Source organism: Bradyrhizobium sp. AUGA SZCCT0222, assembly GCF_018130205.1.
Classification (GTDB): domain Bacteria; phylum Pseudomonadota; class Alphaproteobacteria; order Rhizobiales; family Xanthobacteraceae; genus Bradyrhizobium.
In genome coordinates this window covers 1-13,080 of the sequence record NZ_JAFCLX010000019.1, presented here as the reverse complement: position 1 = coordinate 13,080, position 13,080 = coordinate 1, and the positions used below count along the sequence as shown (strand labels likewise).

Here is a 13,080-nt window from a genome sequence, read left to right as displayed (position 1 = left end):
TGAATACATCAGGGTTTCTACGGAAAATCTCGATCTATCTGCCCGCTAATGTGCATTTGATTGATTGAATCGCCCGATCCGGAACCGCGCGCGGAACTACTTATCGCGCCGCGAAATGGAACTCGCGAAGTTGCGCATCCGTAGCGGTACGGAGCTTGCTCCGTAGTGATACGGGACCGCGGTAGCGGGCCCTGGATGCGTTCGCTGCGCTGATTAACATTTGCCCGGACCGCTCCACTTGATTGGCACTGCCGAGCAAAGCCTTCTGCTCCATCGTTTCGGCGGTGGGTCCTTCGCAGGCGTCACGCGCGACGGTTTGATTGAGCAGCCGCTTGGCGGCGCGGAGGCTTCCGTCTTGCTTGAGGCAGGCGCCGGCTTCAGCAATCGCCGCAAGCATCGCCGCATCAAGCGCATCCATCTTGCCCATGGCCCTTCTCCTTGCTCCCACCCAGACCATGGGCATCTCCGTTTCCACGGCGGCGCAGGAAGGTGCCTAGTATCCCGCGACCGCCAGTGCGACGACGGCGGTGAGCGCCTTCCATCCAAAGCCGCGTCCGCGCGACCACCACGCATTCGCCGCGGCGGCAAAGGCGTAGATCGCGATCACCGTAATGACGATCCAGTGCCGGGCGCTCTCTGAGCCGAAGGAAGGAGCCGCGATCAGCAGCACTGCGCCGCCGATCCACGCCACCGTGCCGGCCTGCCACACCAGCCGGATCAGGGTCCGCAGGCTCTCGGGCTGAATGGTCGCTTTGGCGAACACCTTGGTTTCCCCGAGCACGCCGTGAATCAGGGACACCGCTATTCCGGCGACGCCGGCGCATTGCAGAATGATATCGCGCATCGGACAAGTCTCCATACAGTTGTGTATGGTTATGACTTGCCGCCTGGCGGCTGTCAATACAGTAGTGTATGGTGGGATGTCGCAGGACGGGAACATGGGCGATCAACTCTCGGGGCAGGATTGGGTCGACCAGGGTCTGAAGACGCTGGCGAAAAGCGGCTTCACGGCGCTGAAGGCGGAACCGCTGGCCAAGGCGATGGGGGTGTCGCGCGGCAGTTTCTACTGGCATTTCGCGGATATTTCCGCGTTCCATGCCGCGATCCTCAAGCAATGGCGCGAAATCGCCGCCGAACAGATCATCGCCGGGGTCGAAGCCGCATCAAAGAACGAGAATCCGCTCAAGGTGCTGCTGCGCCGGGTGTTCGGCGCAAGACTGGCGCTGGAAAACGCGGTCCGCACCTGGGCCAGCGTCGACTCCGCGGCGCGGGCGGCGGTGCAGGCGATCGACCGCCGCAGGCTCGGCTATGTCGAGAGCCTGTTGACGCAGTCCGGATTATCCGCGGAGGTGGCCCGCGCCCGCGCGCAAATCCTCTATTGGGCGTTTCTCGGTTTTGCCCTGTCGGACCAGCCGCTGCCGAAAGCGCAGCAACAGGCCATGCTCGACGAAATGCTGCAGATAGCCACCTCGCGATGACAAATTTGGTGTGCTAAGGGACCGGCCAAGCTGGAGATCACAAATGAATTCGCCCGAACGCCTCGACAGCACCGTCGATCCGAAATTGCTGGAAATCCTGGTGTGCCCGATCACCAAGGGCCCGCTGGAGTTCGACGCCTCCACGCAGGAGCTGATCTCGCGCTCCGCCAAGCTCGCCTACCCGATCCGCGACGGCATCCCGATCATGCTGCCGGAAGAGGCCAGGAAGATCGATTGAAGAGAACACCGGCGCTTCCGCGTCATTGCGAGGAGCGCAGCGACGCAGCAATCCATCTATCCGTTATGCCGTGCTATGGATTGCTTCGCTTCGCTCGCAATGACGGCCTCGTAGAGCCGCCTACAGCGCCTCGCCCTTCAGCAGCCGCGGCACTTCGCCTGACAATCCCGCCGCCTGGCGAATGAACAGGCTTTTCAGCGGCGGCGCGCGATCGACCAGGCCCAATCCGATGTCGCGCACGGTGCGCAGCAGCGTCGATTCGTTCGAGAACAGGAAGTTCAGCGAGTTGGTCGCAACTCCCATCGCCATGGTGTCGAACCGCCGCCAGCGCTGGTAGCGTTCGAGCACGTCGGCCTGGCCGAGATCCATGCCGAGCCGCGCCGCATCGACCACGACTTCGGCCAAAGCAGCGACATCCTTCAGCCCCATATTGAGACCCTGCCCTGCGATGGGATGGATCACATGCGCGGCGTCGCCGATCAGCGCCAGACGTTCGGCGATGAAGGAGCGCGCGACGAAATAGCCGAGCGGAAACGCGCGGGGCTTGTCGAGCGCCTTGACCTCGCCGAGATGCAGGCCGAAGCGCTGTTCGAGCTCGCCGTGAAATTCATCTTCGCCGAGCGCGGTGATGCGCGCGGCTTCGGTGCGGTTCTCGGTCCACACCAGCGACGAGCGCTTTCCGGTCAGCGGCAGGATCGCGAACGGGCCCGCGGGCAGAAAATGTTCTTCGGCGCGGCCACCATGATCGCGCTCATGGCCGACGGTAACGACGATGCCGGATTGATCATAGTCCCAGCCATGGGTGGCGATCCCGGCGCGCTCGCGCAGTTTTGAGCGCGCGCCGTCGGCGGCGACCAGCAGGCTGGCTTCGATGATCGTGCCGTCCGCGAGCGTCACGTCGACGCCGTCAGGGCGTGAATCGAACGAGGCAATTGCGGTCGCGCGCAGCTCGATGCCCTCGGCCTCGGTGCGCGCCACCAGCGCATCGATCAGATAGCGGTTCTCGACCATATGCGCGAAGGGCTCGCCGGGCTCGACATTGCCGGCGAAGGTGAGGAACACCGGACGGGTGGCGTCATCCAGCTTGGAATCGGTGACGACCATGTCTGTTATCGGCTGCGCGGTGGGCGCGATCTGGCCCCAGACGCCGAGCGCCTCGAACAGCCGCCGGCAGGCGGCGACGATCGCGGTGGCGCGCGGATCGCGGCTCGGCTTTGAGGCCAGCGCCGGATCGGCCACGATAACCGGAATATCGCGGCCCAGGCCCTGACGCAGCGCCAGCGCCAGCGCCAGCCCCGCAAAGGCGCCGCCGCAGATGACAATACTTCGCTGTGCCGGCATAGGGACCTGCTTCATTCATACTCTTGCTACCGGAGTATAGCTGGGTGAAACAGAGGTGAGAAACAAGGGTAATCACGTCATTCCGGGGCACGCGTCTTCGCGTGAACCCGGAATCTCGAGATTCCGGGTTCGACGCTACGTGTCGCCCCGGAATGACCCGAAAAACCGAAAGTGCCGCCATGTCCGCAAGCGTGACCGACCTGATTTCGATCCTCGACATCGAACCGATCGAGGTGAATTTGTTTCGTGGCAACAGTCCGAAAACGGCGTGGCAGCGGGTGTTCGGCGGCCAGGTGATCGGACAGGCGATGGTGGCGGCGTGCCGCACCGTGGAAGGCCGGCTGCCGCATTCGCTGCACTGCTATTTCATCCTGCCGGGCGACCCGCAGGTCCCGATTATCTACCAGGTCGAACGCTTACGTGACGGCAAGAGCTATTCGACCCGCCGCGTCACCGCCATTCAACATGGCAACGCGATCTTCTCGATCATGGTCTCGTTCCACGCCGAGGAGGAAGGCGCCTTCAACCACCAGGACAAGATGCCGGACGTGCCGCCGCCGGAAAAACTCTCCGCCGAGGAAGTCGCCAAGCAGCCGGTGTTCAAGGAGATGCCGGAGTTCATCCAGCGCTATTACGAGATGGACCGGCCGATCGAGTTGCGCCCGGTCGAACTCGGCCGCTATTTCGGCGAGCGGATCGACGACGGCCGCATCAATGTCTGGATCCGCACCGCGGCAAAACTCCCGGATGATCCGGCGCTGCATATGTGCGCGCTGGCCTATGCGTCGGATTTCTCGCTGCTCGACGCCGTGATGGCGCGCTACGGCCGCACGCTGTTCGACAGCAACGTGATGCCGGCCAGCCTCGATCACGCGATGTGGTTTCACCGGCCATTCCGCGCCGACGAATGGTTGCTTTATTCGCAGGATTCACCGAGCGCACAGGGCGGCCGCGGGTTGGCCCGCGGCCTGATCTTCAAGCCCGACGGCACGCTGGTGGCGTCGGTGGCCCAGGAAGGCTCGATCCGCCAGCGCCGGGCATAGCGTTTTCGAGCGATTACGCCTTACCCGTTCGGCTGCGCGCCTCGCTCGGCCAACACCGTCTGCGACGCCAGCCACTGCCACATCCACCGATACACCCACGGAATCGGGATGATGAAGATCGAGGCAATTCCGGCCACGATCGCGCGCCACAGGAACTCCAGCCCGGTGCCGATGAACAGGACCTCACGCTGCGTGCCCTGGATATTGCGACAAGCCCAACGCATCATCGCGGTATAAACCCACGCCCAGCCGATGATGGTGAAGATGGCGAGCACCCCGAGGATCGAGTATCCCAGATAGGCCCAGATCGAACCTGTGAAGCTGAGCCCGAGCGGCTGCCCGTTGGACGCGAGGTTGGCGATGAACCATTTCAGGAAAAGCCAGTAGAGAACAAACTGGACGAGGTTCGCCAGATTGCTGAGCACGTCACTGCCGAGGAAGGTTACCGCAACGAGAAGCACGATAGCCCCGAAATACCAGGGCACGATGGTCATCGCATTGCCGGTGAAGCTGAGGTTCGGCCGGCCCGGCACCTTGATGCACGGCACGAGCCAGTTGAGGTACCAGACCAGGACCCACGGCGCCGGGATCACCAGCAGCATTCCGATAATCATCACGAGGCTGCGCCAGACAAACTCCAGGATGCCGAAATCGATCGAAAGCGGACCGCCGGCGTAACCGCCTCCGCCCGCATAGCCACCGCCAGCGCCGCTGCTCATCGGCGGCGGGCCGCCCGGTTGCGCAACCGGTGGCGGGGCGCCGCCTGCCGGCATCAGGCCGGGAATTTCCCCCGCGCGCTGCCAGCCGGACATTCCCTCTGACCAGACCAGCGTATCGGCCCTGACCGTGCCCCTTGTGATGAGATCGCGCAGCTGGGCTTCCGGAAAGGGCCCCTGTTGCTGGCCATTCGCTGCATAAAACCACGATCGGTTCGACATTTTAAATCCCTTTGGTCGTGGAAACGGGGGAAGCCGGCGGGGCGGCTGGCGAAAAACCCATTCTGTCGGAGGATCATATTCCCTGTACAGGGACTGAGGTCACCAGCTGCAAATGTTTTCCCCTTAAACCTGCAAGTTTTTTGTGCCATTTGCATAGAAAGATGCCAGATTTGGATTTTGGCAGCGAGCCGCCGGGCGGCCAGCCTGCCGGCCACGCCGAAAGAACGTCAAAAAGATCGTCAAAAACAACGTCTAAACAGACCATCCAAAAGACCATCCGAGAACTTCCAAGCGAACTTCCAAAGAGTTGCATCCCAAGAGACATGAAGGCCTGACCATGAAACTCGTCGTCGCGATCATCAAACCATTCAAGCTGGACGAGGTCCGCCAGGCGCTGACCGCCATCGGCGTGCACGGCATGACCGTCACCGAGGTCAAGGGGTACGGCCGCCAGAAGGGCCACACCGAAATCTATCGCGGCGCCGAATATGTCGTGAACTTCCTGCCCAAGCTGCGCATCGAAATCGCGGTCGCCTCCGACGTCGCGGACAAGGCGGTCGAGGTCATCACCGCGCATGCGCGCACCGGCCAGATCGGCGACGGCAAGATCTTCGTGACGCCGATCGATCACGCACTTCGCATTCGCACCGGCGAGACCGACAGCGACGCGCTCTAAAGTTTTCATTTCAGTTCAACGCGCGCGGGCAACGACGCCTGACGCGCGAACAAAAAACGACAACAGAACGACAACAGGCCGGGGAAATTCCATGGGGGCACTCTCGATTCGTGCAGCGAAGATCGCTGCGCTCAGCATTCTTGCGATGAACGTCTCGCCGGCGACGCCGGCCTTTGCGCAGACATCGACCATCAACGCCGCCGACACCGCGTGGATGATCGTCGCCACCGCGCTCGTCCTGATGATGACGATACCGGGCCTGGCGCTGTTCTATTCCGGCATGGTGCGCAAGAAGAACGTGCTGGCGACGATGGCGCAGAGTCTCGCTGCGGTCGCGATCATCTCCATTCTCTGGGTGTGTTTCGGCTATTCGCTGGCGTTCGTCGGCGACGGTCCCTGGATCGGCACGCTGGACCGCTGGTTCCTCATCGGCATCACCATGGACAGCGTCAACCCGGCGGCGAAGACGATTCCGGAAGCGCTTTTCATGCTGTACCAGATGACGTTTGCGATCATCACGGTCGCGCTGGTGGCGGGCGCGGTAGCCGACCGGATGCGGTTCTCGGCCTATCTGCTGTTCTCGATCGGCTGGTTCATGTTCGTCTATGTGCCGCTGGCGCATTGGGTGTGGGGCGGCGGCTTCCTCGCCGCCATGGGCGTGCTGGATTTTGCCGGCGGTCTCGTCGTGCATCTGTCCGCCGGCATCGGCGGTCTGGTTGCCGCCAAGGTGATGGGGCAGCGTCACGGCTATGGCAGCGACAATCTCTCCCCGTTCGACCTGTCGCTCGCCGTCATCGGCACCGGATTGCTGTGGGTCGGCTGGTTCGGATTCAACGGCGGCTCGGCGCTGGCCGCGAATTCGCGCGCCGTCATGGCCATCACCGCAACGCATCTGGCTGCCTGCGCCGGCGCGCTGACCTGGGGCGCGATCGAATGGGCAACGCGGCGCAAGCCCTCCGTGCTCGGCATGATCTCCGGCGCGATCGCAGGCCTCGGCACGATTACGCCGGCCTCCGGTTACGTCGCACCGTGGCACGGAATCATCATCGGTCTGGTGGCGGGTCTGGTGTGCTTCTGGGCCTGCACCTGGCTCAAGCACCGCTTCAAGTATGACGATTCGCTCGACGTGTTCGGCGTCCACGGCATCGGCGGCATGACCGGCACCCTGCTCGCCGGCGTTTTTGCCACCGCCGCCATCGGCGGCACCGGCGGCCTGATCGAAGGCCATCCGCAGCAGGTGCTGATCCAGCTCTACGGCATCGGCGTCACCCTGGTGTGGTCGGGCGGCGTCACCTTCGTGCTGCTCAAGCTGGTGAGCGCGTTCGTGCCGCTGCGGGTCTCAATGCAACAGGAGCTCGAAGGCCTCGATATTTCGCAGCACGGCGAGGCGCTTCAGTAAGCCGCCGCGTCGCGTCGGGCTTGCACAACACATAAGTGTGTGCTTATGTGTTGACATGATCGAAACCGACATCTTCAAGGCGCTGGCGGATCCCACCCGCCGCAAGGTCTTTGAGAAGCTCGCCGGCGGAAGCCTCAACGCCAGCGCCTTGCGCGATGGAATGGAGATCAGCCAACCGGCGGTGTCGCAGCATCTCGCGGTGCTGCGCGCGGCCGGACTCGTGCGCGAACAGCGGCACGGCCGCTTCGTGAACTACGAAGTCGATCCGGACGGTATCGCCAGCATCGGGACGTGGCTTGCGCGCTACCGCGCCTACTGGCCGAAGCGCATCGAGGCGCTCTCCGACCTTTTGAAGGACATGGATCAATGAGCGATGCCGTCGAGCCTGATCACACTGAGGCCCTCGAGCTCGAATACGAACTCGATGCGCCGCCCGAGAAAGTCTGGCGCGCGGTGACCATTCCTGCGCTGCGCGAACGCTGGCTTCCCGATTGCGATCTTTCCGGAGCCGAACCGGAATCGTCAGTCGCGGGCGAGGAGGTCCGCTATCGTCTGCGCGAGCAAGAACCGCCGTTCCGCGAAAGCCACGTCACCTTCAAGATCGCGCCAAACGAGGCCGGCGGCACCCGCTTCCGCATCATTCAAGAGGCCTGCGATATCCGCAGAATTCGGCCGCGGCCAGCCAACAGCAACAGCAAGAGCGGCTGCATGATGCGCGCGGCTTGATCGCAGACACCATCACCTTCTGAGACTTCATCAACCTACTAAAACGGAGGTCGCCGATGCGCGACATGATGCAACTCGTCCCGATGGTCGTTGAACAGTCTACCCGCGGCGAACGCTCCTTCGACATCTATTCCAGACTCTTGCGCGAGCGCATCATCTTCCTGAACGGCGAGGTCAATGATGCCATGTCCGGACTTGTTTGCGCGCAGCTGCTGTTCCTCGAGGCCGAGAACCCGAACAAGCCGATCAATCTCTACATCAACTCCTATGGCGGCGTGATCACCAGCGGGCTTGCGATGTACGACACCATGCAGTTCATCAAGGCACCGGTTCATACACTGTGCATGGGCACCGCGCGCTCCATGGGATCGTTCCTGCTGATGGCGGGCGAGCCCGGTCACCGCGCCGCCTTGCCCAACGCCAGCCTTCACGTGCACCAGCCGCTCGGCGGCTTCCAGGGCCAGGCGTCCGACGTCCTGATCCATGCCACTGAAATGCAGGAGACCAAGCGGCGCATCACCCGGCTCTATGCGCAGCATTGCGGACGTCCTGAAGAGGAGGTGGAACGGACGCTGGACCGCGATCACTTTATGACCGCCCAGCAGGCGCTCGCGTGGGGACTGATCGACAAGGTTCTCGCGGAACGCGATGCCGCCTGACGGGTCCGCGTCCAGGTCTCGGTGCAGCAGGAGCTAAAGTGCTTGGAGATTTCGCAGCACGGCGAGGCGCTTCAGTAGAACTACCTATCTGGATACCGCCTTCCTGCCCTCGCACTGGGCAGGATTATGTCCGGAGTCTGGCGTGCCCGCGCCTTGACCAGACGCGCCTATTTTTTAGGCGCGACGGAATAGCGCAGTTTGGTTCCCCTCCCCGAAACCCCGAAAAGCCCCGGATTCATAAACCGTTAGGGAAATCCGCCGTTCTGGCACGGCATTTGATTCTATGGGTCCTGGCTGTGCCCGCGAAGTGAACTTCTCCGCGTGGTGAACCTCAGTCGAGAACGCCCGGTCTGTCTGAACCGGGCCAAGCGGGGATAGGACCCATGAAAATTGTTATGGCGATCATCAAGCCATTCAAACTCGAAGAAGTCCGGGACGCCCTGACCGCCATTGGCGTTCACGGTCTCACGGTGACGGAAGTCAAAGGCTATGGTCGGCAGAAAGGCCACACGGAAATCTATCGCGGCGCTGAATACGCGGTGAGCTTCCTGCCCAAGATCAAGATCGAGGTCGCGGTGGCCTCGGACCAGGTCGACAAGACCATCGACGCCATCACCTCGGCAGCAAAAACCGGACAAATCGGCGACGGCAAGATCTTCGTCATCAACCTCGACCATGCGGTTCGCATCCGCACCGGTGAGGCGGATGCCGCGGCCCTCTGATCTCGCGCTCAATCATACCACTCAGGAGTACAACAAATGACGTTCAAACGTCCCTATAGCGCGGGATTGACGGCCCTCGCCGTCGGCATGTTCGCCGCGACCTCCGCTTACGCGGAAGCCACTGTCAACAAGGGCGACAACGCCTGGATGCTCACGTCGACGGTACTGGTGCTGTTGATGACGATCCCCGGCCTTGCACTGTTCTATGGTGGTCTGGTCCGCTCCAAGAACATGCTCTCGGTCCTGATGCAGGTTTTCTACACCGTCTGCATCGTCACCCTGATCTGGTCGGTCTATGGCTACAGCCTCGCCTTCACCGGCGGATCGGACTTCATCGGCGGCTTCTCCAAGGCGTTCCTGAAGATCGCGCCGGAAGGCAAGACGATTCTCGACGCTCAGGCGGCGACCTTCTCCGCCGACGTCAACATCACGGAGCTGATCTATATCTGCTTCCAGATGACCTTCGCGTGCATCACCCCCGCACTCATCGTCGGCGCCTTCGCCGAACGCATGAAGTTCTCGGCTGTCGCGCTGTTCGTGCCGCTCTGGGTAACGCTGATCTATCTGCCGATCGCGCACATGGTTTGGTACTGGGCCGGACCGGACGCGATCTCCGCCGCGCTCAAGACCTTCGAAGCCGCGACAGACAAGGCGGCTGCGCAGGCTGCCTTCGATGCGGCGAAGACCGCGTTCGGGGATGACCAGGGCTGGATCTTCAAGAAGGGCGCGATCGACTTTGCGGGCGGCACCGTGGTGCACATCAACGCCGGCATCGCCGGTCTGGTTGGTGCGCTCCTGATCGGCAAGCGCGTCGGTTACGGCAAGGAGTTGATGGCTCCGCACTCGCTGACCATGACCATGATCGGCGCTTCGCTGCTCTGGGTCGGCTGGTTCGGCTTCAATGCCGGTTCAAACCTCGAAGCCTCCGGTGGCGCCGCGCTCGCCATGACCAACTCCTTCGTTGCAACCGCAGCGGCGGCGATGGCCTGGATGTTCGCGGAATGGATCGTCAAGGGTCATCCCTCGGTGCTCGGCGCGTTGTCGGGTGCGGTGGCGGGCCTCGTGGCAGTCACGCCCGCGGCCGGTTACTCCGGTCCGATGGGCGCGATCGTGCTCGGTCTCGTGGTTGGCGTCGTCTGCCTGTTCTTCTGCACCGTGGTGAAGAATGCGCTTGGCTATGACGACTCGCTCGACGTGTTCGGCGTCCACTGCGTCGGCGGCATCGTCGGCGCGCTCGGCACCGGCATCCTGGTGAACCCGGCGCTCGGCGGTACCGGCGTCATGGACTACACCATCGGCAAGATCGCGGAATACGACTTCTCAGCCCAGATGGTTTCGCAGCTCTGGGGCGTCTGCACCACGCTGGTGTGGTCGGGCATCGGTTCTGCCATCCTCTTCAAGGTCGTCGACGTCATCGTCGGCCTGCGCGTCAACGTCGAGACCGAACGTGAAGGCCTCGATGTCACTGAGCACACCGAGCGCGCTTACAATATGTGAGTTCTCCCGGGGAGCGATCTCACAAGATCGCTCCCACAACTCCGGTTCGGGCACATACCCGGCAATGCCCTGACCGTTGAGGGGCTCCAGCGCAAGTTGGAGCCCCTTTCTTTTTGTTGCCCTCTGGAAATTGAATCGAACTTGAGTGGACGCTCAACTCGGACCATGGCATCGGAAGCATCTACCGAGGACTCTCGATGACGCACGGCCTGCTCCACGTCGTTTTCACGCCTTCCGGCGCCAAGAGCCTGAGAACGGCGTTGGAAGATGCCGGCCGCGACGATCAGGTCATCTCCTCGTTCGACTGCCTCAGCTTCGGGCCAATAAATCCTCTCGAATTGCCGTTGCGATCGAAATGGGTTGAGGATGAGCTTGGCTGGACGGGATGGAACAAAATCGCTCCCGAAACAGAGGCGTTCTGGCGCGAGGCGCTTTCCCCTGGCCGCCGAAAGGTCGCCTGGCTGTCGCGGCGATCGGCCATGGAATATGCCGGCTTTCTCGAGTTGCTGTGGCGAATGCACGACGCATCGTGCGAAGTAGTCGACCTGAGCGAAGTCAGAATAGCCTGCCCACCGGAGAATGGCTTATCTCGACCGCCCGCCTTGCCCATGAGTCTCGGCTTGATCAACGCGAACACGATACGCCAAGAGAAGCTTTGGGATTTGGCCGAACCTTTGCCGGCGACCGAACGGCAGCGATATCGGGATCTCTGGCAGCGGCTTCGCTTCGAAAACGCCCCGCTGCGTGTGATCGAAGGTGGCGAGCTTGTATCGGCGCCAATCTCCTTCTTCGACGAGCGGTTGATGTCTTACGCAACGAACGACTGGCAAAAGGTAGCGATGATCGTCGGAGAGGTTTTGGCTGCAGAGATGGACGATGAAGTCCTTCAGGTCGGAGATGTCGTCCTGGCGGCACGCATCGATGCCATGGCTGCGAGCGGTCAGCTGGAAATTCAGGGCGAATCTGCTCTTGAAATGCAGAGTCTCGTGAGACTGCCGAGAACACAATAGGCAAACTGCAGCGAAAGCCCGGCAGCGCTTACGTTGCTCGAACTGTCAGCCGAACTTCGCACTGAGTTTCGGATACAGGTCGTAGACCTCGTCTTCCTGCCACTCGGTTCCGGAAGGCTGGGCCGGCGCACTCCGCTGCGGTGGATTGCCGGCAACCGCTTCGACGCCATCGGTGACGGCGTATTGATAGCCTTCGTAGAACCAGTCCAATTCATCAAAACCGTCGTCCGCCAGTGAGTCCGGATCCGACAGAGCGCGCTTGAAGGCCTGACGTCCCCTGGAAATCAACGCCGCGCGAAAATCGGAGAAGGCGTCGTCGCTGCAGCCGCCATTGATGACGTAAGCCGCACCCCACAGCGGCCAGTAATAGGCCTTGTCCATCATCGCATCGAAGTGCTGCGCGAATTCAAGCGCCTCGTCCTTCGGCAGCGCTGCGATTTGCTGGCGCAGCACATCACATTTTTGATCCATGTCGCCGCCCGAATTATCGTGCGCGCGCTGCACGATCTTCCAAAAACGGTCCTCGTCCATCACATGCTCCTGCCAACGAGCTCGCCTTCCGGCGTCATGCACAGACTAATCCGGGAACGGCAGAAATCACGATGGAACAGAAACCAGGGCTAAAAAAGCATTGCCAAATTCGGCACGCGGCGCAGAATTGACTGCAACGATAACCGGGAGAACGTCATGAAACTCGAAGGCGGATGCTATTGCGGCGCTGTGCGCTATGTGGCCGAGGGCGAGCCGATGATGCAGGCGCAATGTCATTGCCGCGAATGCCAGTACGTTACCGGCGGTTCGCCCAATATGTTCGTTGTGATGCCGCCCGACGGCTTCAAATACACCAAAGGTGGGCCGAAGCAGTTTTCACGCAAGGACCTTGAGAAGCCGGTGACACGCGAATTCTGCGCCGAATGCGGCACGCATATGGTGACCCGGCCGCAGCGGCCGGTCGTGGTGGTGAAGGTCGGAACCCTCGATAACCCTGCTTTGATCACGCCGCAGATCGCCATCTACACAGTCGACAAGCAGCCCTTCCACCACATTCCCGAGGGCATGCCGAGTTTCGAGCGGTTGCCGCAGCGGTAGGTGTTCCAGCATCGTCATTGCGAGCGAAGCGAAGCAATCCATAGCGCGTCATAGCGATTGTGGATTGCTTCGTCGCTTCGCTCCTCGCAATGACGCTTAGCTGTGACAAAAACAACACGACGGGCAAATCAGTTCTGTTTTTCGGAATTCGTGTCAAGCCCCCAAGATTAAAAATATTTCTGTTTACCAGAACACAAATCAGGGGCATATATTCGCCCATCCCGTCCTACTCAGAAGGGCGTCGGCCGTCGTCACGGACGTTGG

General features: G+C 61.8%; 17 protein-coding genes. 12 read left to right on the top strand and 5 right to left on the bottom strand.

Annotated elements, in window-relative coordinates; genetic code table 11:
* Positions 1–100: 100 nt before the first annotated feature.
* Positions 101–427, bottom strand: coding sequence for a hypothetical protein (locus JQ629_RS18265; RefSeq protein WP_212413846.1), 327 nt, complete (start codon positions 425–427; stop codon positions 101–103).
* Positions 428–493: 66 nt separating this feature from the next.
* Entirely contained in the window at positions 494–844 is a 351-nt protein-coding gene (locus JQ629_RS18260; protein ID WP_212210265.1) for a hypothetical protein, read from the bottom strand.
* 94 nt (positions 845–938) lie between these two features.
* On the opposite strand from JQ629_RS18260, the gene JQ629_RS18255 reads away from it, so the two are divergent.
* Together JQ629_RS18255 and JQ629_RS18250 are read left to right on the top strand one after the other, a co-directional pair.
* Positions 939–1,478, top strand: coding sequence for a TetR/AcrR family transcriptional regulator (locus JQ629_RS18255; RefSeq protein ID WP_212413845.1), 540 nt, complete (start codon positions 939–941; stop codon positions 1,476–1,478).
* Between the two features lie 43 nt (positions 1,479–1,521).
* Complete coding sequence (locus tag JQ629_RS18250; protein WP_212268540.1) at positions 1,522–1,716, top strand: Trm112 family protein; 195 nt, start codon at positions 1,522–1,524, stop codon at positions 1,714–1,716.
* 120 nt (positions 1,717–1,836) lie between these two features.
* Here JQ629_RS18250 and JQ629_RS18245 read toward each other — a convergent pair whose 3' ends face one another.
* Entirely contained in the window at positions 1,837–3,057 is a 1,221-nt protein-coding gene (locus tag JQ629_RS18245) for a ubiquinone biosynthesis hydroxylase (RefSeq protein WP_212413928.1), read from the bottom strand.
* A 179-nt stretch (positions 3,058–3,236) separates the two neighbouring features.
* Here JQ629_RS18245 and tesB point away from each other — a divergent pair, with 179 nt between their 5' ends.
* Positions 3,237–4,100, top strand: coding sequence for an acyl-CoA thioesterase II (gene tesB / locus JQ629_RS18240; protein ID WP_212413844.1), 864 nt, complete (start codon positions 3,237–3,239; stop codon positions 4,098–4,100).
* Between the two features lie 20 nt (positions 4,101–4,120).
* On the opposite strand, the gene JQ629_RS18235 is transcribed toward tesB, so the two are convergent.
* Positions 4,121–5,038 (bottom strand): DUF4339 domain-containing protein, encoded by a 918-nt coding sequence (locus tag JQ629_RS18235; protein ID WP_212413843.1) that lies wholly within the window; start codon positions 5,036–5,038, stop codon positions 4,121–4,123.
* 337 nt (positions 5,039–5,375) lie between these two features.
* Between JQ629_RS18235 and JQ629_RS18230 the strand changes: the two genes are divergently transcribed.
* The 8 genes from JQ629_RS18230 (at position 5,376) to JQ629_RS18195 (ending at position 11,727) form a co-directional block, all read left to right on the top strand.
* Positions 5,376–5,714: a P-II family nitrogen regulator gene (locus JQ629_RS18230; protein ID WP_192740630.1), complete on the top strand. Its 339-nt coding sequence runs from the start codon at positions 5,376–5,378 to the stop codon at positions 5,712–5,714.
* A 91-nt stretch (positions 5,715–5,805) separates the two neighbouring features.
* The gene (locus JQ629_RS18225) at positions 5,806–7,113 is read left to right on the top strand and encodes an ammonium transporter (protein ID WP_212413842.1); all 1,308 of its coding nucleotides are present in this window, start codon (positions 5,806–5,808) and stop codon (positions 7,111–7,113) included.
* 55 nt (positions 7,114–7,168) lie between these two features.
* The gene (locus tag JQ629_RS18220; RefSeq protein WP_212268531.1) at positions 7,169–7,483 is read left to right on the top strand and encodes an ArsR/SmtB family transcription factor; all 315 of its coding nucleotides are present in this window, start codon (positions 7,169–7,171) and stop codon (positions 7,481–7,483) included.
* The gene (locus JQ629_RS18215; RefSeq protein WP_212413841.1) at positions 7,480–7,839 is read left to right on the top strand and encodes an SRPBCC family protein; all 360 of its coding nucleotides are present in this window, start codon (positions 7,480–7,482) and stop codon (positions 7,837–7,839) included. Before JQ629_RS18220 ends, JQ629_RS18215 begins: the two co-directional genes overlap by 4 nt.
* Before the next feature lie 56 nt (positions 7,840–7,895).
* Positions 7,896–8,498: an ATP-dependent Clp protease proteolytic subunit gene (locus JQ629_RS18210; protein ID WP_212389501.1), complete on the top strand. Its 603-nt coding sequence runs from the start codon at positions 7,896–7,898 to the stop codon at positions 8,496–8,498.
* Positions 8,499–8,881: 383 nt separating this feature from the next.
* On the top strand, positions 8,882–9,220 hold the full coding sequence (locus tag JQ629_RS18205; RefSeq protein WP_008142813.1) for a P-II family nitrogen regulator: 339 nt from the start codon (positions 8,882–8,884) through the stop codon (positions 9,218–9,220).
* Between the two features lie 36 nt (positions 9,221–9,256).
* Positions 9,257–10,717, top strand: a complete 1,461-nt coding sequence (locus JQ629_RS18200) for an ammonium transporter (protein ID WP_212413840.1) — start codon at positions 9,257–9,259, stop codon at positions 10,715–10,717.
* Positions 10,718–10,914: 197 nt separating this feature from the next.
* Positions 10,915–11,727 carry a DUF3658 domain-containing protein gene (locus JQ629_RS18195; protein ID WP_212413839.1) on the top strand — a complete coding sequence of 271 codons (813 nt, stop codon included), beginning with the start codon at positions 10,915–10,917 and terminating at the stop codon, positions 11,725–11,727.
* Positions 11,728–11,772: 45 nt separating this feature from the next.
* Here JQ629_RS18195 and JQ629_RS18190 read toward each other — a convergent pair whose 3' ends face one another.
* Entirely contained in the window at positions 11,773–12,258 is a 486-nt protein-coding gene (locus JQ629_RS18190) for a DUF4240 domain-containing protein (protein ID WP_212413838.1), read from the bottom strand.
* A gap of 156 nt (positions 12,259–12,414) precedes the next feature.
* Here JQ629_RS18190 and JQ629_RS18185 point away from each other — a divergent pair, with 156 nt between their 5' ends.
* Entirely contained in the window at positions 12,415–12,816 is a 402-nt protein-coding gene (locus tag JQ629_RS18185; protein WP_212031907.1) for a GFA family protein, read from the top strand.
* Positions 12,817–13,080: the final 264 nt, after the last annotated feature.